This window comes from Peribacillus sp. YIM B13472, assembly GCF_042788005.1.
GTDB classification, from domain to species: Bacteria; Bacillota; Bacilli; order Bacillales; family DSM-1321; genus Peribacillus; species Peribacillus simplex_E.
The window spans coordinates 64222-88951 of sequence record NZ_JBHZPG010000013.1 but is presented as its reverse complement, the minus strand read 5'-3'; the positions used below and the strand labels follow the sequence as shown (position 1 = coordinate 88951).

Sequence of the window (24730 nt, the reverse complement as noted above, 5' to 3'; positions counted from 1 at the left end):
AAGGATCGGTTGCTCTATGTTAATTAAAATTCCCAATTTTATCGTTTTTATGAATATCTTCCGTTCCAGCCTCCAAGGCAGTTTTATAATAGTTACATTTAAGATTTATTAGTTCCATAGTCTTGTTCATTTCTTCCAACTGTGCTTCTACAGCAGCTTTACGTTCTAAGAACATGTCATATCTTTGCTGTAAGGTGGAATCCCCATCAGTACACCAATCAATGAAATTTTTAATTTCTTTAATAGGCATCCCGGTGGATTTAAGACATTCAATGATTTTTAAAGCATTAATATCGGATTCCTTAAACAGTCGTGTTCCGTTAGGTGTTCGTTCTACAAAAGGCAAAAGTCCCTCCTTGTCGTAGTAACGTAAGGTATATGTTGTAAGGTTCAATTCTTTAGCAGCTTCACTAATAGAATATTTGTTCATTGTGTTCACTCCTATTCTCCTCAAACATAAATTTCGAGTTAACTCTAAGGCTTGAAGCGATTTTATCATGGGTATTGCTGAGTGTCAAAATCACCTTTAAATTGATGGAGATATAACTACATAAATGTGCCAGCTAGGCGAATGAGAATAAATATAAATAATATCACTTGACTTAGAGTTAACTATAAGGATTAACATTGTTTTGCAAGAGAAAAGAGGAGGGTTAGAAATGAAGGAATGAGAGCTTTCAAACCTAATTTTTCATTTTTCCTCTAGTTACAAAGGCATTCTCTTGAAAAATATATTCAATTGGAGGGTTTTAAATGGTAACTGCTAAAGCAAGAGCTGTCGACGGTCCTGACAGACCTTTTCGAGCAGCAGAAATTAAAAGACGTGACCTAGATTTACATGATGTTTTAATTGAGATTAAATTTGCAGGCATATGTCACTCAGACATCCATGCTGCGCACGGCGAATGGGGTCCCGTTAACTACCCACTTGTACCAGGACACGAGATTGCGGGAATCGTTACCGATGTTGGAGCCGAGGTAACAAAGTATAAAGTCGGTGACCGAGTAGGAGTCGGATGTATGGTTGACTCATGTGGAAAATGTGAGAACTGCCTTAAAGGGGAAGAACAATACTGCCTTAAAGGACATGTTCCAACTTACGCTGGTGTCGACAAATATGGTGAGCCTACACAAGGTGGTTATTCTACACATATCGTCGTAACCGAGGGCTTTGTTGTAAGAATACCTGATAACATTGAACTTGACGTCGCTGCACCATTACTTTGCGCAGGCATTACAACCTACTCACCACTAAACCATTGGGGAGCTGGTCCAGGCAAGAAAGTAGCGGTTGTTGGTTTGGGAGGTCTTGGCCATATGGCAGTCAAGATTGCACATGCTATGGGTGCAAATGTTACCGTTCTATCACAAACATTGAATAAAAAAGAGGACGGCTTGCAGTTTGGCGCAGACAACTACTATGCTACTAGCGACCGAGATACATTTGAGAAGCTTGCAGGATCTTTTGATCTAATCATCAACACAGTAAGTGCAAAGATTGATCTTGATGCGTATTTCTCCTTACTCACCCTTGATGGCACTATGGTGAATGTCGGTGCTCCTGGAGAGCCATTGTCCCTAAACGTGATATCCCTTATCGGTCATCGTCGTTCATTTGCAGGTTCCGCGATTGGTGGCATACGTGAAACTCAGGAAATGTTGGATTTCTGTGCAAAACATAATATTGTTCCTAAGATTGAAGTAATCTCTGCTGATCAAATTGATGAAGCATATGAGCGTGTCTTAGCATCAGATGTAAAGTATCGATTTGTTATTGACACTAGTACAATCTAAGTTGCTAAATTACGATCTAAACTGCCTGTAAGACAGCGAAAGAACAATAATAGCACAGCTATAGGCGGATTATATAAAAAATAGATTAGCAATACTCCTTATCAAGCGAACTTTATAGTTAGCATGGGGCTAATAACCAGCATCTATATCCTGAAAATTAACGAGTTCTTTTATTAGGAAGGCGAAAAAATACACAGTAAGGGGCGTTATTCCACTATTGAAATAGCTGGATTTTAAGTCATGGGTGTTTGTGGTATCTCTAAAAAATTTTTGAAGAAGAAGGCGATGAAAAAAATGTCACAAACAGATAACTATATTTTTGAGTTAAGTAATAAAGTAACTAGAAAGTCTGTTTCATACAAAAACAGGTTTGGAATCAAAATTGCAGCAGATCTTTACATGCCAAAGGATTTTGATGAGACAAAGAAACACGGAGGTATTATTATAGGCGCGCCTTATGGCGGTGTAAAAGAGCAAGGTTCTGGTATTTATGCTCAAAACATGGCTGAGCGTGGTTTTGTAGCTCTTACATTTGACCCATCATACAACGGATACAGTGGTGGTGAACCACGACACATTTCTTCTCCAGATTTATTCGTAGAAGATTTCAGTGCAGCCGTTGATTATTTAGGTACACGTCCATTTGTAAATAAGAATCAAATTGGAGCAATAGGTATGTGTGGTAGCGGTGGTTTTGCAATCAGTGCAGGGCAGGTAGATAGACGCATTAAGGCAATAGCCACAGTCAGCATGTATGATATATCCCGTGTAGCAGCCAACGGCTGGAAGGATTCATTTACTGAAGAAGATCGCAACAGTATACTGGATGCAATTGCCGAGCAACGTTACGTGGATTTTGAGGCAGGCCAGCCAACGCTCGCCCAGCGAGGAGCACCTATTGGGTTTGACGAAAATACAGACCCTATTGGTCGCGAGTTTGGCGAATTCTATTCTTCGCCACGTGGGTATCACCCGAACTCAATTACTCAATTTACCGTAACAAGCAGCATGTCCTTTATGAACTTCCCTCTGCTTACACACATCAAATCGATTTCGCAGCGCCCGATTTTGTTTATCATTGGCGAGCACGCTCACTCACGATACTTTAGTGAAGATGCGTACGAATTGGCTGAAGAACCAAAAGAGCTGTACATCGTTCCAAATGCAGGACATGTTGATTTGTACGACAAGACAGATTTCATTCCTTTCGACAAGTTGGAATCATTCTTTACCGAGAATTTGAAGTAATAAACATAAACAAACGGGGGCATTGAACCAAATGGATTATGCCCCTGTTTGGTTTTTCCAGGCACTAAGATCAGTTTAATTTACGTATGTTTCTTCACGAAGTTAAAGAAGAAAGCCGATCTTCTTATTGGAACCTTGTAATTGAATACTTTCATTATAGCAAGTAGTTTCGGACTACTTAATTGGCAACCGAGGTAAGGACGGCATCCTCCCATTTTTTATCTGTCCAAATGCTTCATGTAGGTCCATATGATGATGAACCTCAAAGTTTTAAATTAATGAATGAATTCATAAAAAATAATAATCTTGAAAGAACTTCATTACAACATAGAGAAATATATCTTTCAGATATTAGAAAAGTTGACCCTGCAAAATTAAAAACCGTTTTAAGATATAAGGTTAAGGCAATTGAATAGGATAATCTCTTAACTCCTAACATGAATTCATAATTTAATGTAGCAAAGATGTTAAGTAGTGTACTTAAAGTTACAGTTGCATACATAGAATGCAATAAAGGAGACCATAAAAAATGAAGTGAACCCAAAAAGTTTTCCATAATCGGGTGTGATTGTGGTAGGGTGCTATGATGGTATGGCTTATAGTTATGAGGGTGTAAAAGAGGAACTAACAGCACACCCTTATTTTATATATATTACCAATTGGAAAACAAGCATCTATTATTTTGGGTGCTTTTCTTTGCAGGGAATTAATCCCTTTTGTCAAATTAGTTAAACAAAGGGGATGAAAAAATGAATGATGATTATGAGAAAATCAGTATTTTATTATCCAATATGACAAACGAATTAGTGTCGAGTAGAGTAAGGGTTAGAGCTATAGTAGAATTACTGGGTGAAAAAGGACTTATAACACGCGAAGAGTACGAAGATAGGTTTAAAAAAGTTTTTGAACGAGATGCAATTTCGTATAGAAATGATCTATTGAAAGAAGTCAAAATTGATGAATAAAAGGAGAAGGCATCCATTAATTTGGGTGCTTTTTTTATTGGGGTGAGAACGATGAACCATGATGAGAAAAAGAAACCGGTTAAGAAGCCAGTGAATCTAAGTCGTAGAAATCTGGAAGACCAATGAATATGAATGCTTTTACAAATAAGTATTTTACAATATGAGGTTTAAGCCAAAAGATTCCTAATGTGCAAAAAAAAGAGAGTTAATCCTTAGTTGATCAACACTCCCGTAAGTGCAGTAACATTCATGTTATTTTTTTAGGTGTGATTTCATTAATAGTTAAATCTGTTGCTTATCCGCATTTGAAATTTGTTCCAGTTGAATGACAATTAACTCTTGTCTTTGCAATGGATGATATTGACTTAACTTTGCTTTCCCTGTTATTTTGTTTATTTTTATTTTGAATCCTTGAACTCCTTTGTTCATACAAGCGAGAAACTCAGCATCTACATCTTGCAAACTGTATGAACTGTCAGGAGCTTCGTACTTTGATACCATTTCATGTAGGGCGCTAATTAACTCATGTTAATCCTATTGCAGTTCGACTTCTCCGTATACATGAACGGTCACATAATTCCAAGTTGGTACTGCTTTATCCGACTCATACCAAGATCGAGAGATACAACAATGCAGGCCATGAAAAATAGCTAAGACGGTTTGATTTTTGATGTATTTCTAGGTTAAATCTATAGTCATGACAACTTCTCATCTATACAATTTAGTCTTCTAAAAAGCTAACTTTCATGCAGTTAGCTTTTCTCTGATACAGCTCCGTTTTTTGATACGGGAGCATTTTTGCCTAATATAACAGAAAAGACAACAATCACTGCTATTACAAGAGTGAAAATTGTAATGGATTCATCTAGAAATACTGTTGCAAAAAGAATCATCAAAAATGGTTGTAAATATTGAATCTGACTAACTCTTGCTATCCCGCCCATAGCCATTCCGCTATACCAAGCAACATATGCTAGAAATTGACTAACCACTGCGAGATAAATGAAACTAATCCAAGCATGTATTGGGGCATGAAGCATTTCAGTTGTCAGGTTTAGCCCAACTGGAATAATGAAAAATGGAGCACCGATCATAATTGCCCAAGCAATCACTTGCCAGCTACCTAATTCTTTCGCTAATTCTCCCCCCTCTGCGTAACTAAGTCCCAGAATGACCACTGCTGCCAGTAAAGCTAAATCGGCAAATTGCAATTGGCCGAATCCAAGATGGAGTGCATACATAATTACCGCTAAAGAGCTGATTATACTTGAAATCCAGAATTTTGGAGATGGGATTTCACCTGCCCTAAATATAGCAAATCCGGCTGTCGCTAACGGTAACAGAGCTAATTCCACAGCTCCATGCGAAACAGGCAAGGATTCCATTGCCCAAGAAGTGAGGAGAGGAAATCCTAAAACTGCACCAAAAGCAACAATGAGTAGACGTTTGAATTGGCGAAGAGACGGTAGTTTTTCCTTTCGAACAATTAGTATCACGGCTACTAAAATAGCGGCTACGACTGTTCTTCCTAAACCAACGATCATAGTCCCAAAATATTCTACAGCAATACTTGTAGAAGGGAGTGTTAAGCTAAAACAAATGACCCCCACTAATCCTAAAAATAACCCGAATTTTTCTCTTGTTTCTCCCTGCATCTTTTCTGACCCCCATTTATACTTTGTACCACATCTGTACCGTTTTTTTTCTTATCTTAAAAACAGTTTTGATATAATTAACATACTATGAGTACATTCAATAAAAATAAACCATTTTTTCACCTATCTGTCCTGGTACAGTTGGAGGGGGATCATTAAATGAATTCAAAATATATTAAGATAATGGAAGACATAAAGTTTCGACTAGAAGATGGTTCGCTAATTGCAGGCAGTAAATTGCCTTCTGTTCGTCAGTTATCTGAGTATTTTTCATGTAGCAAAAATACGGTCATTAAAGCATACGTAGAACTTGAAAAAGAGCATTTAATTTATTCTGTTCCTAAAAGCGGCTACTATGTTGTGAATGAATACCAAAAAGCGACGGAAGAAAATGAGGTGATTGATTTTTTGTCTGCCGGTCCAGATAAAAATGTTATGCCTTATGTGGAATTTCAACATTGTATGAATCAAGCAATTGACCATTATAAAGAAGAGCTTTTTACATACTCTGATCAACAAGGGCTTTACTCACTACGAGTACAGTTGGTGAAATATCTGCAAAATTTACAGGTTTTCACTCAACCAGAAAGAATAGTCGTTGTATCTGGCTCGCAGCAAGCCCTTAATTTATTAGTGTCTATGCCATTTCCAAATGGAAAAAACAATATTCTAATTGAACAGCCTACTTATTTTGGATTCATTGAGTCGATCAATCTGCATCAAACTACTACTTTTGGAATTGAATTATCAATGGAAGGGATTGATCTTGATCGTCTGGAATACATTTTTCGAAATAATGATATAAAATTTTTCTATATTATCCCGAGATTTCACAATCCACTTGGACATTGTTATACGAATAGCGAAAAGAAAAAAATCGTGGAGTTAGCTAAAAAATACGATGTATATATTGTGGAGGATGATATATTAGGAGACCTTGATCCAAATCCAAAATCAGATCCTTTATTTTCTTTTGATCCTTCTGGGAGAGTGATCTATATTAAAAGCCTTTCGAAAATTTTTCTCCCTGGGTTAAGAATTGGTACTATCGTTCTTCCTGCATTAATGATTAACAATTTCATACGATATAAATTTAGTTCGGATTTTAATAGTTCAGCACTTTCTCAAGGTGCGCTAGAAATCTATTTAAAAAGCGGTATGTTTAATAGCCATCTCAAAAAAGTCAAAGAGGTATATAGGACTAAAATGCAAATCCTTCAAGAAGCATGTCAATTATTGCTGCCGGCCAATACTTCTTTTTCAAAACCGACTTCCGGATTCTATCTTTCCATCAGTTTGCCCGAAAATGTGAAAGCAAAACAGGTGGTTCATATGTTAAACGAGCATCATATATATGTTGATGATGCCTCAAGGATGTTTTTAGCAGAATATAAAAAGGAAAATCTCATTCGATTATGCATCTCTCAAGTGAACGAGAGTCAAATTAAACTAGGGGTAGAGCGATTGGCTCACTGTATTGCTTTAATTGACAGTAGAAAAAAACATATTACTCCAAATAACTTTTTACTCATTTAGAAAGTGTCGGGTTTTTCCCGTCACATCCTAAATAACCACAATAATTCTTTAGAATAATTATGCATATTCCATAAATGATTTTAACTTGTCCCTCCCTTAATTCCTTAATATAAAGTTGTTAAAAAGAGAGCTTGTTTATAAGGGTAGGTTCTGATATGATTGTTTGATAAATTTTTTAAGGGGTTCAGAGAGGGTGAGTCGATTGACTAATAACCTTAGGCAATTGAAAAACGTTTCGGTGTTCCAAACGCTTCTAACTTAGAAAAATAATTTAGAAGCGAGGAATAATTATATGAAAAATCAAAGAATCTTTAATAAATCATTTCTTTTTTTATTTATAAGCAACTTTTTAGTTTTTATTGGGTTTGAAATGTTGCTTCCTATTTTGCCTGCCTATTTGTTAAGCATGAATGCATCTTCCATTCAAGTTGGTCTAGTCACATCATTATTTACGATAGGTGCTGTTTTAATCAGGCCTTTTGTAGGTTACTATTTAATTGATAACCAGAGGAAAAGTCTGGCCATTTGTGCAAGTGCAGCTTTAATGGTCATTACCATTCTATATCCGTTTCTTAATATGATATGGCTTCTTCTATTGTTACGGCTTTTCCATGGTGCAGCCTGGGGGGTATCTACCACAGCTAATAGTACAATGGTAGTGGATTTTATTCCTAAGACACGCTTAGGAGAAGGAATAGGGTATTTTTCTATATCCACAACGGTCGGGGCTATCGTTGCACCGAGTATAGGTATCCTTATCTATGACTCTTTTTCCTTCGATATTTTGGTATGGTCATCAGCAGTATTGAGCTTATTGGCAGTAATTTCACTTCAATTTGCCAATTCACCTACTATTGTAAAGCGTGAGAAGAAACCATTTCGCTTTTTGGATATGATTTTTGAAAAAGACGTATGGTTCCAAGCGTTACTTACGGTTATTACAACACTAGGTTTTGGGGCTATCATCACATTTTTGGTTCTTTTTGGAAAGCAAAGAGAAGTAGATCATATTTTTCTATTCTTCCTTATCAATGCAACTGTCTCAACTTTACTGCGTCCGTTTACCGGAAAATGGTATGACAAAAAAGGACCTTGGTCTATTATCATTATGTCAGCTGTGTTAGGATTCTTTTCACTTGTTATCCTGTCATATACGTCAAATGAATCTCAACTTATCATTGCGGCGATTTTATTTGGGGCAGGTTATGGAACTGTTATGCCATGTTTACAAACATGGACTGTTCAAAAGGTAAGTGAAGAAAAAAGGGGATCAGCCAACGCAACCTTTTTTTCCAGTTTTGACGTTGGTGTTGGAGTTAGCGCATTTGTATTAGGTATTTTAGCTGAATGGATCAGTTTAGAGATGATCTTCAGGTTTGTTAGTCTAAGTTTTATTGTGGTTGCTGTGTTAGTTTATAAGGATTATATAAATGAAAAGATAAGGCATAATAAATCTATTTAAAAATAAATCCACCTCTTTTAAAATAGAGGTGGATTTGTTTACTGGAAATACCAATTCTACTCGTACGCATATAAGGGATGTATAACAAAAGCAGCTAATGACCTAGTCAGCAGGACAAGTGTCAAAAATCAATAATTCTTTTTTATTTGACCGATTTTACAGTAATTTTCTTGCCAGTAGAAGTGCTTTGATTTACGAATCGCAAGCTACAAAGCCCATATCAAATTTCACAGGTGCGAAGTTTGAGTTATAATAGTAAAAAACATCAGTAATATAGGATGGATAATTTTAAGCTTCTTGATTGAAATACATATAAAGGATTGGTGAATAAGAATGGCAATAGTTGATGTTACGGTAATTCCTGTCGGTACACAAACTCCAAGTGTTAGCAGCTATGTGGCGGATATTCAAAGAGTATTAAAGCAATATGAAGATAAGGGAGAAATCCGCTTTCAACTGACACCCATGAATACAATCATTGAAGGCGACCTGCCTAAATTGTTTGAAGTAATCCAAGCGATGCATGAAGTACCTTTTGAAAATGGTCTTGCTAGAGTTTGTACGAATATCCGAATCGATGACCGTCGTGATAAAGAACGCAGGATGGAAGACAAAGTAAAGCGAGTGAAGGGCATGCTTGAGGAATAACAGGTTTTGTAAATAACAGTGAAATGTATATAGTGCTGTTTTCGGAGATATATTCCGAGTTTTGTTGGTAATCTCCCATTAATTTCAATGTATTGATAGCTTTAAAGCCTTGGTATTGCTGATTTCTCAGTTCCCAAGGCTTTTTTATTATTATTTCATATCTTTCCATATTATATCTTGCTGAGGAGATTAGGTAGTGATAGATATAAACAGTTGTCTATTTATAAACGTTCGCCATAAAGTTCTTTTTCTTCATTTGGATGAAAAAGAGTGAAGCCTTTAGAACAAAACACAAACCTTCTATCTATCTCGAATCCAGCCTTATTCAAAATTTCAACTGTCCCATGTGAACCAGTTCCAGCATACCCGCAACTACAACCAGAAAGGTGTAGCTCATTTCCTTTTTTGTCTATAAGGATGAGGTCGCTATCGAGCAAAATATTATCTTTTTTAATTTCTTTAGTAATTTTGGCAATTTTAAAACGGTCAAAATGATCCTTGACTGCTTCGAATAATGCAATACTTTTATTGGTAATACCGCGGTCTTCACCGTAATCTTTTATGACGAATACTTCCCGATTGTATGGTTTCTTATATAGTTTGTACTTTTGGTAAGTGACGTCATTAATTTTATAAATAAGTGAACTATTACTATCCAGCTTTTGATTAAACATTATACCCCTCCTAAATAGTTAGTTTATTAAGTTTATTAGGAGAAAAAGAGATTAGTACTAAGAACGTGATAAGAGGGCAAAATTTTTTCATTTCTGATTCTCGTTTGTTTATTTAATAGGAATGAAATGTGATACCTATAAATTACGAATGAAGCTGTTAGGAAGAAGTGAAATTGTGAAGTCAAATTAAAAAAAGCACCAAAATAGGTGCTTCCTAGTTATATATCTTCTAAAAGTATTGGACAAACATAATATTCATAACAATTTCGACTATAGCATTAATGCTTACATCGATAATATTAGTTTCCTCTAGTGAATGATAAGGAGCAATAAGACAATATAAATTGAGCCAATGATAGTTAAAAGTATGATCCATAAGTATAGCTCTTCTTTATTAACTTGGGTAGGTAGAGTAGTTTTGTTCACTTTGTTTTTTTCTTCAAAAATCATAGAACGATCAGCAATCCAGAGGCTTTTTTGGAGCGTTTCTTGTATTAAGAAATATAACGAAAGGTCTTAATTGTCAATAAAACATAATTCTGAACAAATTAGAAGAAGAGGGTCCATCTGGCGAACCCATTCAGTTCGTAAAGGATATTTAGGTTGGTGAAATGAAAGACATTCATATCGGCCTTTTGACGATTTTGATATCCATTAGATTGAGAACTGGATTGTTTTAGGAGTCGTCACAAATTGCAGCAAAAAAATATGTTTTTTAGAAGCTTGTTATGCCCGACACTAACAGAAATCAGTTTTTATTAAATAGTAAAGACAAGTTGCAGAAGAATATGACAACCCCTCTATGTCATAAAGTTTAGAAAAAGATAAGGGTGTGACAATTCTAAGTATGAAGAAAAACGACCAAATCGTTATTTATATAATAAAAGGTTCAACAATTAAAAGGTTTTTAATCCTAGATCTAATTATTGGATCTGGAATTTTTTATGTGGTCAAATTCATTTCTTCCAGCATAATAATAGCAAGTGCGAGCAGCTTTATTGGAACGGAAGGAATTAAAAAGGCACCGAAAGTACTAAAAAATGCAATTGGATTAATATCCTAAAGATTAATGCATCCATAATGGTGCTTTGTCTAACAAGAAGTAATAGGAGAATTCATATTATAAACGTACGATATGTATTCTCCTTTTTATTCAATAAAAGCAATCGATGGTTGTTCAGCATAATTTAATAATGATACAGCGTTGGCGTTCTCTACGCATTTTTCCATACAGTTGCATACTTTTTTTGATATTTTGCATCCTCTTCTTTTTCAACTAAATCGAGTGCGATTTGCTTTATTTCTTCATCTTTAATTTCATTAAACAAATTCCTAAGTCCTTGAATAATATCAAAACGAATTAAGGTGTAGTTTTTTGCATGTACGCAATTTAAATACCGATCAACCAGACTTCTTATTACCATCTCTTTTTGATTAGTGCCGGCTAGTCCAATGAATATCAATTCTACTATTCAAAAACCGCTGGATATGGAAATTATAAATACTGGTAAGCATTTAATAAAAGGAATTGCATGGACTGGAAAAGGAGTAATAACCAAGTTAGAAATTAGTATTGATGATGGCTATACTCAGGGAAAAGCTGATATATACCTGGTAAGAATATTGGTTATGGATGGGTTAGTTGGTCATTTGAATGGACTATATTAGAAAAAGGTGAGTATACGATTAGATCCAGAGCAACAGATTCATTTGGTCAAATTCAACCTAACTTACCTTTTTGGAATAAAAAAGGTTATGGGTATAATGCCATTGATCAAATTAAAGTTAAGGTAGAATAACTTTAATTTTAATTTAAGGAAAAGAAAACGGGTGAAGAAACTTTTAAGTTATCCTGGTAGTTTTAATCGTAGATGAAATATAAGTGATCCAATCCATTCCAGGGATAGGAGAAAAAATCAGCCCTGATCCTTTGATATTGGTTAAATCGATTGAGCTAATCAATGAAAGGAAAAATTACAAGGAACGTCGGCCAAAGAGTTGCTAGTTGCCTCAATTAATAAACTCCTTCATTGGATATTCGTGAAATAAAAATGAGGAAAGTTGTTCCTGGATTTAGCCAAATAACGGTTTTGAGATATAGAGAAAGCCCATTCCAGGAAGGATTTTTAGAAAATAAAGAACCAGAGGAAAACTGGCTTAATTGCTGAAGAACTATTAAGACACTTAAAGTTGCCGGAGCTAGTGGGATTCTGGCTCCGGCTTTATTTCATGAATGATATTGAGAGGAACTGACCTGCCAAAAGGGAGAAAATCGTTCACGGTTTGTTATAAAAAAATGTATTGGAAACCTCAGCCATTATATTGGCAGCCAGCTGCTCATATATGCATCATCTTCTATAGGGTGTGCTTCTTTAACAATATACAGCGGACGGAATGTATCGACCATGACTGCTAATTCACGTGTTTCTTTTTTACCGATACTTGCTTCAATTTTACCTGGATGTGGTCCATGAGGTAAGCCGCTTGGATGAAGGGTAATCGATCCGGTTTCAATGCCGCGGCGGCTCATGAAGTCTCCATCCACATAATATAGCACTTCATCACTTTCCACATTGCTGTGGACATAAGGAGCGGGGATGGCTTCCGGATGATAGTCATACATACGTGGTACAAATGAACATACAACATAATTATGTGCTTCAAACGTCTGATGTACTGGCGGTGGCTGATGAACGCGTCCGGTTATTGGTTCAAAATCATGAATGCTGAATGCATAAGGGAAGAGGTAACCATCCCATCCAACCGCATCAAGCGGATGAAAATCATACGTATAGGATGTGATCATGCCTTGTGCCCGCACTCTGATTTCATATTCTCCTTTTTCATCTTTAGGCTCCAGTTTTTCTGGTGTCCTGAAATCACGCTCGCAATAAGGTGAGTGTTCAAGAAGTTGGCCAAACTCATTGCGATAGCGTTTTGGTGGTACAATTGATGAATTTGATTCAAGGATGAAAAAGCGAGCTTCTTCTGATTCCAAGACGACGCGATACGTGGTGCCAATCGGAATGATGAGATAGTCACCTGGCCCAAAGCTTAGTTCACCGAAAATACTTTCGATTTTGCCTCGACCTTCATGGACAAACAACATTTCATCACCTTCACCGTTTCGGTAAAAGTAATCCATTTGCTGGTTAGGGCGAGCAACGCCAATTGCTACATCATCGTTTGCCATGAAAATTTTGCGTGCTTCAAGAAAATCGCCGCCAACTTCCGTATTCCATGTCCGGAAATGACGATGTTTTAATGCATCTTTTTCTTCATATTCATAACGAACATCACGAATTTTTTGTGCTTTTTTTACTTGTGTTGGTTGATTGATATGATAAATGAGTGACTGAATACTCGAGAAACCTTTCGTGCCCATCAATTGCTCATAATATAGGCTTCCGTCCTCCTGACGAAACTGAGTATGACGTTTATGGGGAATGCGGCCCATTTTAACATAATGTGTCATTGCCTAAACTCCTTCCATTGACTGTCTTTTACGTATATTTGTTGCTCACATCTTCACTTTTTGAGTACCTAAAATCTGTGCCTCCGAAAGGGCTGGCAAAACTTGACCGCTTACTTCTCCAAATCCAATTCTGTACCCATTTCCTTGACACCACCCGCTGATAGACAACTTGTCCCCATCTTCAATCCAGCTTCGTTCGCCGCCGCCGTTTAGTTGAAGCGGTTCTGTGCCGCGCCATGAAAGTTCAAGGAGGCTGCCTCGTTCTTCACGGCTTGGACCGCTGATAGTTCCAGAACCATGCATGTCACCAGGACGTATATTACAGCCTGTAATGGTGTGGTGAGCCACTTGCTGAGCGATTGACCAATACATATAGCTAAAGTTGGTCTTCGAAATTAGGGTTGCTTGTTCTGTATTTTTTGGTGTCAAATGAACTTCAAGGTTAATATTAAATGCTCCATCCTTTGTTTGCTGCAAGTAGGGAAAAGGCTCTGGATCCTGTTGAGGTCCAGCAGTACGGAAAGGTTCCAGCGCTTCTAGCGGCACAACCCATGGAGAAATGGATGTAGCAAAGTTTTTTGAAAGAAAAGGGCCAAGAGGCTGGTACTCCCATGCTTGGATATCACGTGCACTCCAGTCATTTACGAGAACGAGCCCGAAAACATGATCTTCAGCCTGGTTAACTGGAATTGGTTCTCCAAGAGGGTTGCTAGGTCCAATGAACCAGCCCATTTCAAGTTCGAAATCAAGTTGTATGGAAGGTCCAAATACCGGATAATCTGCATCCTTTGGTTTGCGTTGTCCAGAAGGGCGCCGCACCTGGGTACCACTTGGAACGATGGAACTGGCCCGTCCATGATATCCAATCGGCAAGTGTGTCCAGTTAGACATGAGGGCATTGTCTTTCCCTCTGAAAATTGTCCCCACATTGGTCGCATGCTCTTTTGAGGCATAGAAATCTGTATAGTCTCCAATATCTGCAGGAAGAAGCATCTCTACATCTGTCAATGGGTGAAACGCCTTCAAACGCAGCTCTTCATTATCACGTAAATCAGGCGTTTTCGAATCCAAAAGGTATTGAAGTTTGGTACGTACAGCAGTCCAGACCGGACGTCCAAGTGACATAAATTGATTAAGTGAGGAAGAGGTAAAGACATTTTTTTCTTCTGCACCGGTCCCACTTAGCAATCCAACTTCCTCGATTACAGATAAATCAAGAACATAATCACCGATGGCTATACCGGCACGGGGGCTTTGACCTTTTTTTTGGAAAATGCCGTATGGCAAGTTTTGAATTGGAAAATGTGATTCTGGCGTTGTCTCGATAAAGGAATGTTTCATCGCACTGCCTCCCCATGAAAAATAGTAAGCTCTCCTAGTTCTTCCCGAGGCTTATTAAAGCTACAGCTTCCATATGAAGCTGCAAAGAAACTGCGCGCTTTGATGATATCGGCCGAACTGACTGTCAAATCGCGCCAGGAAAGCGAGTCTGTTGTAAATGAAAAATTTGTTGGGTCTTCATCAAGCAAAATGGCTTGAATGGCTGATGTATTGACCGAACGGCTATATGCCATAATAGAAGCGGTAAATACGTTAACAAAACCATGCATGAGTGTTTTCACTTCTGTTCGGTACTGGCGTATCGGATGGTGCAGTCCAGCAGTGAATTTAAGTGGCAGTTCTCGTTTCTGGCATTCGTGAATAACGAATGCTGCTTGATTGACAGAAGGAAACAAATTAGCCGTGATCCCACCCATGCGCATTTTGATACCTATACGTTTCGGAGATTTTTGGTTAATCGAATGGATAGTATCCAATGTGTTTAGAAGTTGATCATTCGTTCCTGTCATTTCACAATATAAGGGATAATTCCCTGTTTGTTTTTCTAGATTCTCTAAGAAGGAAGAATTAATCTGTGGTGGAAGCGGGAACTCGATTGCTTCTATCGTTCCCGCTATTTTATATGTTTCTAAAAAAAGGTGAATAGCTTTCATTTCGGTTTCGATTTCTTCGGATTTCGTTAAAATTACAGATAACCTAAGTGGATATTTATCATTGAACTGGGCTTTAAATGGTTTAAGTTCACCCAATCGTGAAGCAGGAATAACGAACGGGCCGAGCATCCAGCTGTCCAAATCATGGATGTATGCATGAAAATTTGAAATAGCTTCTGGAAGCGGAAGCGCGGCCGGTGGAAATAGTCCTGCATAATCAATAAGTTCGGTCATAAAATGACTGACCGCTTCTTCCCTCCACCTTACATTTACTTTAGTTAACAACAATCTCACACCTCCTATTAAAGGAGGCCATACCGCGAGAGACAACGGTATGACCGTTCCAAATTAAATATTTCCGCGAAGTTCTTGCTCGCGTTCAATCGATTCAAACAATGCTTTAAAATTTCCATCGCCGAATCCAAGTGCACCTTTACGCTGAATGACTTCGATAAACAGCGTCGGACGATCAACAAGTGGTTTAGTAAAGATTTGTAGCAAGTAGCCTTCATCATCACGATCTACCAAAATATTAAGTTCTTGAAGCCGTTTCACATCTTCATCAATATCTCCTACCCGATTGGCGAGTTCTTTATAATAAGTCTCAGGGGTATTTAAAAATTCCACACCATTTCCTTTGAGGGCCGCCACTGTGCCGATGATATCGTTTGTCAACAGGGCAAGATGCTGAACACCTGGTCCATTATAGTAATCTAGGTATTCTTGAATTTGAGACTTGCGCTTTCCTTCCGCAGGCTCATTAATTGGGAACTTTATGCGTCCTGTTCCATTCATCATGACTTTTGACATCAGAGCAGAGTACTCGGTCGAAATGTCTTCATCATCAAAATGCTTCAGAACTGTAAAACCGAATGCATTTTCATAATAGTTTGTCCATTCTTCCATAACTTCCACATTACCGACAAGATGGTCAACACCAATTAAGCCGGTTGGTTGAGAGGCAAGGGTGTTATCGCGAGATTCAAACCCTGGCATAAATACGCCTTTATAATCGATTGGTTCAACAAGCGTATGAATTGTATCCCCATATGTACCTAGAATCGCTTTTTTCACCTTGCCGTTTTCATCTTCTTCCACCCATGGTTCCCGAAGAGCGATGCCACCTCGTTCAATCGCACCAGCATATGTTTTTTCCAGATCTTTTACGAGGAGGGCGATATCTTTTACACCCTCGCCATGAAGTTTAATAAACTCGGCAACGTCTGTATTGTCTGATAGGGTGCCTGTTAAAATCAATCGGATAGCGCCCTGTTCCATCACGTAAGATACACGGTCACGGGAACCTGTTTCTAATCCTTTATATGCTACAAGTTTGAAACCAAAAGATTTTGCATAGTAATAAGCTGACTGTTTTGCGTTTCCTGTATAGATTTCTACGTAATGAACACTCTTTACCGGGAACAACTCTTCTTTTTTTGCTTTAGGTGATGCTACCATTTTTTCGGCCATGTTAACCTCTCCTTTTTCATCTTTAATTTTCAACAAACAGAAATTTCAAAATTCAGTTTCTGTAATGTTTCACATCTTAATCTATAAAAATCCAACGCGCAAATATGTGTTTTAACGCGTTTAGTATTTATGGCAACAGTCTTTTAAACCGTTAAAGCGAATATGCGTTTGAGTGTACTCTTGCAAACTTTTGGTTATTCCAATTAAAATGTTGGCAACAAAATCGAAGGGGAGTTAACCATGAAAATAAACGTAAAGTTCTGTCCATGTAATTTCGAAGACGAGTTGGAAACTATAAAGGGAAAGTTATTTGAACGCAGCGATGTGGAGGTTATTGAGGATAAGTGCTTGTTATATTGCGGTCAATGTTTGATGGACCCATTTGCACTTATAAATGGTGAAAATATTGTTGCGGACGATCCGGATGAACTTTATAAAAAAATCAATCAATATATGGCTAACATTAAACTGGGGGAAACCGTGTAAAAACGAAGAATAAGAAAATGATAATTGATAGATGTTTTGATTGAGAATTATATATTTAGGATTGTTACCATCCGGAAACTTGAGGCCTTCAGAAGGGATCAATATATATGATAAAATATAAGTTAGCCCTACTCCAAATTGCATGATAGTAGGGCCTTATTTTTATTCTGAAGGGAAATTAATTATGACTGCATTAATTGGTAAAAAGTTTAAAAATGGTGTTTTTATTATAGCTGATAAAAGAATAACCTACAGAGGGACCGAAAACTTTAGTGATGATGAAAAAAAAGTAATAGCACTAAATCAAAATGTGATCTTTGCCTTTGCGGGTGTTAAAAATATCATCGATATATATATAGAAGAACTAAAAATGTTTTCACTTGGAACAAATTCAATTGAAGAAATCGGGGCTCAATCACAAAGAATTTTTATAAATTCATTGGAGATGTTCAAGAAGTTATATCCCGAACAGGATTATGCAACTGTTTATATATTGGCAGGGGTTACAGCTGATGGTATACCTCGTGTCACTTACTTCTCTTCAGATGATGATTTTCAAAAGGGCAATCCTCTCGATTTTTTTTATAAAACGTTTCCGAATACAGAAATGATGTATCTTCGGAATTATTTAATAAATGAAGTGGATGACACCAGAACAGATATGAATTATTTTATCAATAAATTTTCTTCAGCCATCCGTCAGATAAACAATGAAAAGGTTAGTAAGGCTACGTATTCTTTATTCTTAACCCCAAACGGCTTATTTGAGATTGACGTTGATGAGGATGGAATTATTAAGATTAACCAAAAGAATCTTGATTGCTAAAACAAGTAGACATGTTGCTCTCCGCAGACTCTTTTATGTGAAGAATCGAGAAGACTATTTAACTTTAACGCGGTAAAAGATAGCTGTTTTGCAGAATGTCTGCTTTAATGTATAAGCTTGCAGGAGGGGGAAACTTATAATAATATTTAGAATAATTGTAAAATTAGTGAGGAAATTGCTCTAATTACACTATTTTCACAGTGAAGGGTAGGTGGATAAAAAAAGAGTATCTGTTATGAAGTTGCCAAAATAAATATTACACTGTAGTCAAAAATAACAAATTGATTTATGATGAGGTAGACATATATTTTTTTGTATACATTATCTGAAAATTATGACTATGGATGTGATAAAAATGAAGTTAAAAACAGTACAGTCGCAAACTCTTCAAAATCAAGTATATGAATATTTACATGAACAAATTGTAAGCGGGAACATACCACCTGGACAACGAATTGTGGAAGGAAAAGTTTCTCAGGAAACGGGTGTCAGCAGAAGTCCAATCCGAGAAGCGATCCGCAGGTTAAACAGTGAAGGATTAGTATCCGTCAGTCCAAGAGGCGGAGTAAGAGTGTACCGCGCAACCTTTTCAGATTTTAAATATCTTTACGAATGCCGGTTAAGCCTGGAACCTACAGCTGCTTTTTATGCCGCTTCACGTATGAATGAAAAACAGCGTAAACAATTGTCAGATTCAGTTGATAAAATGAACCTCATGGTTGATAAGAAAGAGCTTGAAAAATTAAAGATCCTAAGCAGCCAATTTCACTACCTGATCGTGGCGGCCAGTGGTAATCCTTATTTGATGAAAATGATGAATCAGTTAAATTCCTTAATTTCTTTTTATCGAAATGCTGTATTGAATATCCCTACGAGAATAGAAGAGGGTGCCGACGAACATAAAGCGATATGGAATGCTATAAAAAATGAGGATGGAAAAGCTGCAGAGGAGTTAATGAAGGCACATATTCAACGTGATTATCAATTTTATGTTTCCATGTACTCAGGTGTTAAGGATGACGAATATTAATTAAAGGAGAGTGAAAAAATGATTTTTCCAGAAAAACTTAAAATTCGTGATGTTACATTGAGAGATGGTCTGCAAAATGAACCTGTTTTTGTAGAAACCGATCAAAAGATAAATAAAATTAAAAATTTAATTGAAGCAGGATTTGATCGTTTGGAAGTCACGTCCTTTGTACATCCAAAGTGGGTTCCTGCTATGCAAGATGCGGATGAATTAGGACAAAATCTGCCAATGGCTAGTGGAGTGGAATATGAAGCTTTGGTTCCCAATAGACGGGGATTAGACAGATTCCTAAATTCGAAGATACACAATGCACTTTTTTTCCTGTCTGCGAGCACACAGCATAACCAGGCAAATTTAAATAAGAGTTCCAATGAATCTTTAATTGAAATAAAAGATCTAATTGAAGAAACCACTAAAGAGGGTAGAAAAACAATTGGTGCAATTTCAACCGCATTTGTTTGTCCGTTTGCTGGGATCGTTCCATACTCAGAGGTGGAAAGGATTGCAGAGTTCCTAGTTAATAATGGGATTTGTGAATTAGGCCTGGGAGATACAATCGGCAAAGCAACACCGAGACAGGTATATGAATATTGTAGCCGTTTAGCAGAGAAATTTCCGGACATTCCTATTGGACTTCATTTGCATGATACATATGGATACGGTTTGGCAAATGTTATGGCCGGGATACAGGCTGGTGTTCATTTAGTTGATGTAGCCCAAGCTGGACTAGGCGGATGTCCATATGCTCCTGGGTCTCCAGGGAATATTCAGGCAAGTCGTGTAGTAGAATTTTTAGAAAAACAGAATATCAAAACAGGTTTGGATCTGGAACAGGTAAAGAATTTAGATAAAGCATTCCCTGTGCTGTTGAATAATACTAGAAATTTTAAAAAAACTGTATAAATTGATTAGGAATGGAAAGAACCCCGCAGTTAATTGTATACGTTATTAGAATATTCTGTTAATTTTAAAAATGTCATTTTACCTTATTACGGAAACAAGTATGAAATGTTAATAATTGAAGGGTGGTAATCCTATGAGAAAACCTTTAGAGGGCATTAAAGTTTTAGAATTAGGTAACTTTGTAGCAGCTCCATTTGCTGGGAAGATTTTTGGGGAATTTGGTGCTGAAGTGATCAAGGTTGAGGATCCTAATAAAGGGGATTCTTTACGTAATTGGCGAGTGATGCATAACGGAACGTCCCTGTGGTGGTACGTGCATGCAAGAAATAAAAAATCTATCACTCTTAACCTTCGTGAAGAAGAGGGGCAGGAGATGGTTCGGGAGTTAGCAAAAGATGCGGATGTAATCATTGAAAATTTCCGTCCAGGAACGTTGGAAAAATGGGGAATTGGCTATGAAGATATTAAGAAAATTAATCCCAGTATCATAATGACAAGGATTTCTGGTTATGGTCAAACAGGACCTTACCGAAACAAAGTAGGATTTGGCAGCGTTGCCGAATCAATGGGTGGTCTCCGATACCTGACAGGATTTCCTGATCGTCCCCCAGTTCGAGTTGGTTTAGCAATTGGAGATTCCATAGCAGGTTTATATGCAGTGAATGGTACGTTAATGGCATTAAGAGCGAGGGATAATGATCCATTAAAAAGAGGACAATATGTGGATGTTGCTCTAACTGAAGCGGTATTTTCTTTGCTGGAAGGCGTACTGCCAGAATATGATTTAAAAGGAATAATAAAAGAAAGAACTGGTGCTACCTTGGAAGGAATCGCCCCTTCAAATACCTATATATGTGCAGATGGAAAATATATCGTCATTGCGGCAAATAGCGATAGTATTTTCAAAAGATTTGCGCATGCGATAGGGCGACCAGAATTTGCGGAAAATCCGACTTATTTAACCAATAATGGCAGAGCTGAAAATGCGGAATATCTAGATCAAGTCATTGAAGAGTGGACTAGGAAACACTCACAAAAAGAAGTGCAAAAAATATTGGATGAGGCTGGTGTGCCGGTTGGGCCAATTTATAATATTGAAGATATTGTAAGGGATGAACACTATCAAGCACGTGATATGCTTCAGACGGTCACTTTACCGGATGGGGAGCAGGTACTGGTTCCCGGAATTGTACCAAAACTATCTGAAACTCCAGGCAGCATTGAATGGATTGGTCCTGAATTGGGACAACATAACGACGAACTCCTTGGGGGAAAAAAATTGAATCAGCAAAAATAGTGTACTTTATTATTGCTAGATAAATCTTAAAATTTCATGCCTGTCTGTCGGCGCCTACAGAGGTAGAAAGGGAATGAAAATCTTTAAGCTATTAGGGGTTATAATGCTCTTTTTCTGACCTGAGATAAAAAGAGATTATTACATAAAATCCCAGGCGATTTTTGAAAGCGGTACCAATAACGAACCTTGGGGAGGAAGTTTATGTTATCTATTTTAGGATTTGCAATGATTTGTACCTTCTTATTTTTGATCATGTCAAAACGTATATCTCCGTTTATTGGCCTAACAATTGTACCTATCATTTTTGGTTTAATCGGAGGATTTGGACCAGAATTAGGGACATTGATAATGGAAGGTATTCAAAATGTTGCGCCTACCGCTATCCTTTTGTTATTTGCCATTTTGTATTTTGGTGTCATGGTAGATACAGGGTTATTTGATCCCTTAACCTCAAAAATTATACAGTTAGCTAAGGGAGATCCACTAAAGATTATCGTAGGAACTGCTGTGTTAGCGGGAATAATAGGATTTGATGGTGATGGATCCACGACGATGATGATTGTTGTAACAGCTTTCCTTCCTCTATATAAAAAAATGGGGATCAGTCCTATCATACTGGCCTCCATTACAATCATGCAAATTGGTATCACAACACTTGTTCCTTGGGGTGGACCCGCTGGCCGCGTAGCGAGTGTGTTAAATCTTAATCCAACGGAATTATATCTTCAAATGTTGCCAGGAATGCTTGCAAGTTTGCTGTATGTTATTGCCGTTGCTTATTTTATCGGTTTGAAAGAACGAGCTAGATACAAAAAGATAAATACACAATCTTTATCATTGCCTGATGCTAGCATAATAGATGCTGCAATTGAAAGCGCTACAATAGAAAATATCTCACCAAAAAACACAAACATTAAGCGTCCTAAACTAATTTGGATCAATTTCCTTTTATCAATCGTTATTATGATTGCCATTGTACTAGAATGGTTACCTGCTGCCGTACTCTTTATCATTGGTACCGCTCTAGGACTGCTCATTAATTATCCAGTCTTAAATGATCAACGAGATCGAGTCGCCGCTCATGCACCCAATGCAATAGCAGTGGTTACCATGGTTTTTGCTGCTGGGATTTTCTCAGGAATTTTCAAAGGTACTCCAATCTCTGAATCCATGGCACAATCGATTGTTTCCATTATCCCTACAGACCTTGGTCCATATATGGCTTTAATTACTGCGGTTCTTAGTGCACCTGCCATATTCTTGATTGGTCCTGATGGATTTTACTTTGGGATTTTGCCAGTCCTGTCTGAAACTGCTTCTACTTACGGCATTGATACTTTATCAATTGGAACAGCTGCATTATACGGAACTCCTTTTGGTATTATGGGTCCACTCGTAGCATCTGTCTATTTATTGATTCACATAACTGGAATCAGCCTAGGTGACCTTCATAAATATGCTGCAAAATGGTCTTTAGGGATTTTTCTTATTTATATCATTGTAGGAGTGATTTTAGGGACAATCTCTTTCTAAAAAAGAATTCAAAATCATTGGAGAGAAGGATGACAAATTCCATAGGTGGCTGTTAATAGTTATGGGGAGACATATTAGGGAACAAACCGTGGCAGTTGTATACAGAGGCCAGATTCAAGATTCTTATACTATATTAATAGTGTTTAATAAAGGTTCCGAATTGTGGTTACTTTGGTTTTATTCTGGAATAATCAACATATTTTAAAAGGAGGAAAGAAGAATGATTCATAAATATAAAGGACACTACCCTAATGTACATCCAAGCGCATATATTGCCCCAGGAGCACAGTTAATTGGAAACATAGAACTTAAGGAAGATACGTCCGTTTGGTTCAATGCCATTTTAAGAGGAGATAATGAGAAAATAACGATAGGAAAAGGATCAAATATTCAAGACGGTGCTATAGTTCATGTGGATCCAGGTTTTCCAATTAAAGTCGGTGAGAATGTTACTGTCGGGCATAATGTGGTTCTGCATGGCTGTACTGTAGAAGATGGTGCGTTAATTGGTATGGGCGCAACAATTTTAAATGGAGCAGTAATCGGAGAAGGCTCTCTAATCGCTGCGGGAGCACTAGTTCCGGAAGGAAAGATAATTGAACCGGGTGTATTAGTAGCCGGAGTTCCCGCTAAGATCATAAGAAAACTTACACCAGAAAACATAGCGCGGGCAAAAGAAGGAGCATCTCAGTATATCAAAAATGGTGCTCTATATAAGAAAGAGAACATAAGCGAAAAAGAGGAATCATTTAAATAATTTGGATGCACTTGTGCGTAAAAAGTGAGAAGGCAGACTGTCCGTAAGATTGGACGAGTCTGCTTAATCATTATTAAAACGGTAGAAAGATTTGGGTTAAAAAAGCAAAAGAACCTTTCTGTATTTTTATTTGTAGAGCCTTTTGAATAGGCATTGAAGGAAACATTTGACCTTCATTCCTGCTTCCAAGTGTGATCAAAGTGCAAGTCAGTTGAAATTGGTTCCTAGTGTAGCATGGGTAGGTAAGATGAGCGCATCCCCATTGTGACGATAAATTTTCTTCTAATATATATAATAATTAATAGATATAATGGAGGTAGATTATGTACAAAAATAAATTGTCTGAGAAAAACATAAAACAATTATTTAAGGCTATCCTTTCATTACAGACACAAGAAGAGTGTATGGCTTTTTTTGATGACTTGTGCACAATGAATGAGATAAAAGCTTTTACCCAAAGACTAGAAGTTGCTAGATTGCTTCAGGAAGGCTTTACATATGAAGGAATTGAGGCAGAAACTGGTGCCGCATCAGCTACTATATCAAGAGTAAATAAACTATTGAATTATGGGAGTAATGGTGGTTATCAGATGTCGTTAGATCGCATGGATACTACAAAATTGTAAGGGTTTCAGCAGTTGGGTTTGACTTTTTGGGTCTAGGATATCCTCTAATCTATTCAAAAATATAGAAGAAACTCGTCAATAAACAGCTTTTCGTTTTCTTTTAAAACATACATCACCCGGGATTGTTATTTACAGTCTCTTTTTTTGTTTGAAAAAAGTGTCATAATTTAGGATAGAAAAATTTTTCTAAATCTTCAGGCTAATATGATACAAATGATTTTCAAGCGATAATAGAGTAAGTAATAAAAGCTAAAGGCAGAGGTGAAGGGACTATACACTAGAGATGAATTTTATGAAGTATGTAATTTAATTGTTAAGAAAATTTTAGATTATCTCCTTTAATTAAGTTTA

The 24730-nt window shown here is 37.1% G+C and carries 24 protein-coding genes and 1 pseudogene; 17 read left to right on the top strand and 8 right to left on the bottom strand.

Features of this window, described 5'->3' with window-relative positions; genetic code table 11:
* Positions 1 to 19: 19 nt before the first annotated feature.
* A complete protein-coding gene (locus ACFX4I_RS12500) occupies positions 20 to 430 on the bottom strand; it encodes a MerR family transcriptional regulator (RefSeq protein ID WP_076368622.1) in 411 nt (136 codons plus the stop codon).
* Positions 431 to 753: 323 nt separating this feature from the next.
* On the opposite strand from ACFX4I_RS12500, the gene ACFX4I_RS12495 reads away from it, so the two are divergent.
* From ACFX4I_RS12495 to ACFX4I_RS12480, 4 genes are all read left to right on the top strand, one after another.
* Complete coding sequence (locus tag ACFX4I_RS12495; RefSeq protein WP_230303435.1) at positions 754 to 1794, top strand: NAD(P)-dependent alcohol dehydrogenase; 1041 nt, start codon at positions 754 to 756, stop codon at positions 1792 to 1794.
* A 240-nt stretch (positions 1795 to 2034) separates the two neighbouring features.
* A complete protein-coding gene (locus ACFX4I_RS12490) occupies positions 2035 to 3042 on the top strand; it encodes an alpha/beta hydrolase (protein ID WP_377420963.1) in 1008 nt (335 codons plus the stop codon).
* Positions 3043 to 3224: 182 nt separating this feature from the next.
* The gene (locus ACFX4I_RS12485) at positions 3225 to 3458 is read left to right on the top strand and encodes a GyrI-like domain-containing protein (protein WP_377420961.1); all 234 of its coding nucleotides are present in this window, start codon (positions 3225 to 3227) and stop codon (positions 3456 to 3458) included.
* Positions 3459 to 3791: 333 nt separating this feature from the next.
* Positions 3792 to 4007: a hypothetical protein gene (locus ACFX4I_RS12480; protein WP_230303433.1), complete on the top strand. Its 216-nt coding sequence runs from the start codon at positions 3792 to 3794 to the stop codon at positions 4005 to 4007.
* Between the two features lie 282 nt (positions 4008 to 4289).
* On the opposite strand, the pseudogene ACFX4I_RS12475 reads toward ACFX4I_RS12480, so the two are convergent.
* Together ACFX4I_RS12475 and ACFX4I_RS12470 are read right to left on the bottom strand one after the other, a co-directional pair.
* Positions 4290 to 4685, bottom strand: a pseudogene (locus tag ACFX4I_RS12475) (FMN-binding negative transcriptional regulator); the annotation flags it as partial.
* A 74-nt stretch (positions 4686 to 4759) separates the two neighbouring features.
* The gene (locus ACFX4I_RS12470) at positions 4760 to 5662 is read right to left on the bottom strand and encodes a DMT family transporter (RefSeq protein ID WP_377420959.1); all 903 of its coding nucleotides are present in this window, start codon (positions 5660 to 5662) and stop codon (positions 4760 to 4762) included.
* Positions 5663 to 5821: 159 nt separating this feature from the next.
* On the opposite strand from ACFX4I_RS12470, the gene ACFX4I_RS12465 reads away from it, so the two are divergent.
* The 3 genes from ACFX4I_RS12465 to ACFX4I_RS12455 all read left to right on the top strand — a co-directional run bounded on the left by ACFX4I_RS12465 (position 5822) and on the right by ACFX4I_RS12455 (position 9308).
* Positions 5822 to 7198 (top strand): aminotransferase-like domain-containing protein, encoded by a 1377-nt coding sequence (locus ACFX4I_RS12465; protein WP_377420957.1) that lies wholly within the window; start codon positions 5822 to 5824, stop codon positions 7196 to 7198.
* Between the two features lie 292 nt (positions 7199 to 7490).
* The gene (locus ACFX4I_RS12460; protein ID WP_230303430.1) at positions 7491 to 8660 is read left to right on the top strand and encodes an MFS transporter; all 1170 of its coding nucleotides are present in this window, start codon (positions 7491 to 7493) and stop codon (positions 8658 to 8660) included.
* A 333-nt stretch (positions 8661 to 8993) separates the two neighbouring features.
* Positions 8994 to 9308, top strand: a complete 315-nt coding sequence (locus ACFX4I_RS12455; protein WP_230303429.1) for an MTH1187 family thiamine-binding protein — start codon at positions 8994 to 8996, stop codon at positions 9306 to 9308.
* A 221-nt stretch (positions 9309 to 9529) separates the two neighbouring features.
* Here the strand turns inward: ACFX4I_RS12455 and ACFX4I_RS12450 are convergent, their stop codons facing one another.
* Positions 9530 to 9982 carry a hypothetical protein gene (locus ACFX4I_RS12450; protein ID WP_377420954.1) on the bottom strand — a complete coding sequence of 151 codons (453 nt, stop codon included), beginning with the start codon at positions 9980 to 9982 and terminating at the stop codon, positions 9530 to 9532.
* A 1452-nt stretch (positions 9983 to 11434) separates the two neighbouring features.
* Here ACFX4I_RS12450 and ACFX4I_RS12445 point away from each other — a divergent pair.
* Both ACFX4I_RS12445 and ACFX4I_RS12440 read left to right on the top strand, forming a co-directional pair.
* The gene (locus tag ACFX4I_RS12445; protein ID WP_377420952.1) at positions 11435 to 11650 is read left to right on the top strand and encodes a hypothetical protein; all 216 of its coding nucleotides are present in this window, start codon (positions 11435 to 11437) and stop codon (positions 11648 to 11650) included.
* Positions 11590 to 11781 carry a hypothetical protein gene (locus tag ACFX4I_RS12440; protein WP_377421015.1) on the top strand — a complete coding sequence of 64 codons (192 nt, stop codon included), beginning with the start codon at positions 11590 to 11592 and terminating at the stop codon, positions 11779 to 11781. Before ACFX4I_RS12445 ends, ACFX4I_RS12440 begins: the two co-directional genes overlap by 61 nt.
* Before the next feature lie 518 nt (positions 11782 to 12299).
* Here ACFX4I_RS12440 and ACFX4I_RS12435 read toward each other — a convergent pair.
* The 4 genes from ACFX4I_RS12435 to hppD are packed head-to-tail and all read right to left on the bottom strand — an operon-like array spanning position 12300 to position 16921.
* A complete protein-coding gene (locus tag ACFX4I_RS12435; protein WP_377420950.1) occupies positions 12300 to 13457 on the bottom strand; it encodes a homogentisate 1,2-dioxygenase in 1158 nt (385 codons plus the stop codon).
* A gap of 45 nt (positions 13458 to 13502) precedes the next feature.
* Positions 13503 to 14798: a fumarylacetoacetase gene (fahA, locus tag ACFX4I_RS12430; protein WP_377420948.1), complete on the bottom strand. Its 1296-nt coding sequence runs from the start codon at positions 14796 to 14798 to the stop codon at positions 13503 to 13505.
* Positions 14795 to 15739 (bottom strand): hypothetical protein, encoded by a 945-nt coding sequence (locus tag ACFX4I_RS12425; protein ID WP_377420946.1) that lies wholly within the window; start codon positions 15737 to 15739, stop codon positions 14795 to 14797. Before ACFX4I_RS12425 ends, fahA begins: the two co-directional genes overlap by 4 nt.
* Before the next feature lie 60 nt (positions 15740 to 15799).
* The gene (hppD, locus tag ACFX4I_RS12420) at positions 15800 to 16921 is read right to left on the bottom strand and encodes a 4-hydroxyphenylpyruvate dioxygenase (protein WP_377420944.1); all 1122 of its coding nucleotides are present in this window, start codon (positions 16919 to 16921) and stop codon (positions 15800 to 15802) included.
* Between the two features lie 240 nt (positions 16922 to 17161).
* Between hppD and ACFX4I_RS12415 the strand changes: the two genes are divergently transcribed.
* From ACFX4I_RS12415 to ACFX4I_RS12380, 8 genes are all read left to right on the top strand, one after another.
* Entirely contained in the window at positions 17162 to 17407 is a 246-nt protein-coding gene (locus ACFX4I_RS12415; protein WP_377420943.1) for a DUF1450 domain-containing protein, read from the top strand.
* A 184-nt stretch (positions 17408 to 17591) separates the two neighbouring features.
* The gene (locus ACFX4I_RS12410) at positions 17592 to 18233 is read left to right on the top strand and encodes a hypothetical protein (protein WP_377420942.1); all 642 of its coding nucleotides are present in this window, start codon (positions 17592 to 17594) and stop codon (positions 18231 to 18233) included.
* A 355-nt stretch (positions 18234 to 18588) separates the two neighbouring features.
* On the top strand, positions 18589 to 19263 hold the full coding sequence (locus ACFX4I_RS12405; RefSeq protein ID WP_377420941.1) for a GntR family transcriptional regulator: 675 nt from the start codon (positions 18589 to 18591) through the stop codon (positions 19261 to 19263).
* Positions 19264 to 19281: 18 nt separating this feature from the next.
* Positions 19282 to 20166, top strand: a complete 885-nt coding sequence (locus ACFX4I_RS12400; RefSeq protein WP_377420940.1) for a hydroxymethylglutaryl-CoA lyase — start codon at positions 19282 to 19284, stop codon at positions 20164 to 20166.
* Positions 20167 to 20299: 133 nt separating this feature from the next.
* A complete protein-coding gene (locus ACFX4I_RS12395) occupies positions 20300 to 21463 on the top strand; it encodes a CaiB/BaiF CoA transferase family protein (protein ID WP_377420939.1) in 1164 nt (387 codons plus the stop codon).
* A 201-nt stretch (positions 21464 to 21664) separates the two neighbouring features.
* Positions 21665 to 22996 carry a CitMHS family transporter gene (locus ACFX4I_RS12390; protein ID WP_377420938.1) on the top strand — a complete coding sequence of 444 codons (1332 nt, stop codon included), beginning with the start codon at positions 21665 to 21667 and terminating at the stop codon, positions 22994 to 22996.
* Positions 22997 to 23216: 220 nt separating this feature from the next.
* Entirely contained in the window at positions 23217 to 23753 is a 537-nt protein-coding gene (locus ACFX4I_RS12385) for a gamma carbonic anhydrase family protein (protein ID WP_377420937.1), read from the top strand.
* Positions 23754 to 24076: 323 nt separating this feature from the next.
* Positions 24077 to 24379: a YerC/YecD family TrpR-related protein gene (locus ACFX4I_RS12380; protein WP_377420935.1), complete on the top strand. Its 303-nt coding sequence runs from the start codon at positions 24077 to 24079 to the stop codon at positions 24377 to 24379.
* Positions 24380 to 24730 lie beyond the last annotated feature (351 nt).